We start from the raw sequence: 1453 nt of genomic DNA, 5'->3' as shown, positions 1-1453 counted from the left end.
AGGGCGGCCACACCGGGCCGTCACCCCGACTTCCGCCTGGTTCCTACCACAAGCGCCACCCAGGCGCCCGCACGGAAGAGGGTGCACTAGTGACCCACACCGCCGTGGACGTGATCCGGGCCAAGCGCGACGGCGCCCGCCTGACCGACGACCAGATCGACTGGGTCGTCGACGCCTACACCCGCGGGCACGTGGCCGACGAGCAGATGTCGGCCCTGGCCATGGCGATCTTCCTGAACGGCATGGACCCGGCCGAAACCGCCCGCTGGACCCACGCCATGATCGAGTCGGGCGACCGGCTGACCCTCGACGTCGGCCGCCCCACCGTCGACAAGCACTCCACCGGCGGCGTCGGCGACAAGATCACCCTGCCTCTGGCGCCCCTCGTGGCCGCCTGCGGCGCCGCCGTGCCCCAACTCTCCGGCCGCGGCCTCGGCCACACCGGTGGCACGCTGGACAAGCTCGAAGCCATCCCCGGCTGGCGCGCGCAGCTCTCCGTGGACGAGGTCGTCGCACAACTGCGCTCCGTGGGCGCCGTCATCTGCGCCGCCACCTCCGGCCTCGCCCCGGCCGACAAGAAGCTCTACGCCCTGCGCGACGTGACCGGAACCGTCGAGGCGATCCCGCTGATCGCCTCGTCGATCATGTCGAAGAAGATCGCCGAGGGCGCCGAAGCACTGGTCCTGGACGTCAAGGTGGGCTCCGGCGCGTTCATGAAGTCCCTCGACCAGGCCCGCGCACTGGCCACGGCCCTGGTCTCGATCGGCGTCGACCACGGCCTGCGCGTCTCCGCGCTCCTCACCGACATGTCGGTCCCCCTGGGCCGCGCCGTCGGCAACGCCGTGGAAGTCGCCGAGTCGATCGAAGTCCTCCAGGGCAACGGCCCCTCCGACGTCGTCGACCTGACCGTCGCCCTGGCCGAGGAAATGCTCTCCCGAGCCGGCATCTCCGCCTCCCCCCGCGACGTCCTCGCCTCCGGCGAGGCCTACGAGACCTGGGCGAGGATGATCAGGGCTCAAGGCGGCGACCCGGACGCCCCGCTACCGACCGGCCGCCACAAGCACGTCGTCACCGCCCCGTCCGACGGCTACCTGACCACCCTCGACGCCTACGCGGTGGGCGTCGCCGCCTGGCGCCTGGGCGCCGGCCGCGCCCGCAAGGAAGACCCGGTCCAAGCGGGCGCCGGCATCCTCTGCCTGGCCAAACCAGGCGACCGGATCGCCAAGGACCAACCACTGCTCGAACTGCACACCGACACCCCCGACGCCATCCCCGCCGCCCTGGAATCCCTCTCCACCGGCTACGAGATCGGCGACAACCCACCCCCGACCACACCACTGGTCATCGACACCATCCGGGGCTAGCGCCTGTTTCACAAGTCCGTGTTCGCGATAGTCGGGCCTGAGGCGGCTCCCGGGGGCACGGCCGAATGGGCCACATACAACAGCGGTAT

Annotated in this window: 1 protein-coding gene; it reads left to right on the top strand. The window is 71.2% G+C overall.

Going from position 1 to position 1453, the window contains the following annotated elements:
• The first annotated feature begins 89 nt into the window (after window positions 1–89).
• Window positions 90–1364, top strand: coding sequence for a thymidine phosphorylase (locus ACZ7GX_RS45695; RefSeq protein ID WP_498786927.1), 1275 nt, complete (start codon window positions 90–92; stop codon window positions 1362–1364).
• Window positions 1365–1453 lie beyond the last annotated feature (89 nt).

Source organism: Actinosynnema sp. NPDC037264, from assembly GCF_055603705.1.
Note: the sequence above shows the minus strand (reverse complement) of the source record. Positions and strands in the feature narration are given on the sequence as shown.